This is a genomic window from Pyramidobacter piscolens W5455 (genome assembly GCF_000177335.1).
GTDB lineage: Bacteria > Synergistota > Synergistia > Synergistales > Dethiosulfovibrionaceae > Pyramidobacter > Pyramidobacter piscolens.
The window spans coordinates 1-514 of the sequence record NZ_ADFP01000003.1; the positions used below are offsets into that span (position 1 = coordinate 1).

Annotated in this window: 1 protein-coding gene; it reads left to right on the plus strand. The window is 52.1% G+C overall.

Features of this window, described 5'->3' with window-relative positions; genetic code table 11:
* The coding region (locus HMPREF7215_RS00055; protein WP_040549879.1) for a DDE-type integrase/transposase/recombinase at nt 1-514 on the plus strand (514 nt) is incomplete at both ends.

Genomic DNA, 514 nt, shown 5'->3' on the forward strand with positions numbered 1-514 from the left:
CCATACGCCCAAGCAGCTCGGCATCAAGTGGCAGATGGACGTTAAATATGTTCCTGCATCCTGCTATCACGGACAAATACCTCAGAAGTTCTACCAGTACACCGTCATCGACGAGGCCTCCAGAGAGCGCTTCATTTACCCTTACATGGAACAGAGCAGCTTCTCTACCTGCGACTTCCTCAAGCGTGCCATTGCTTACTTCAAATACAGGCCTCAGGTTCTCCAGACGGATAATGGAGCCGAGTTCTGCCACTTTAAGAAGACGAACCGTATTCATCCGCTGGATGTCCTCTGTAATGAGCTGGGTATCGCCCACAAGAGGATCCGCCCCCGTACACCCAGGCATAACGGAAAGGTCGAGAGGAGCCATCGTAACGACCAGGAGCGTTTCTACAACTTCATGAGCTTTTACTCTTATGTTGACCTGCAGATCCAGATGAAGCGCTACTTTCGCAGGTCTAACAACATCCCAATGGCAGTGCTGGGCTGGCGGTCTCCTCTCCAGATGCGGCAG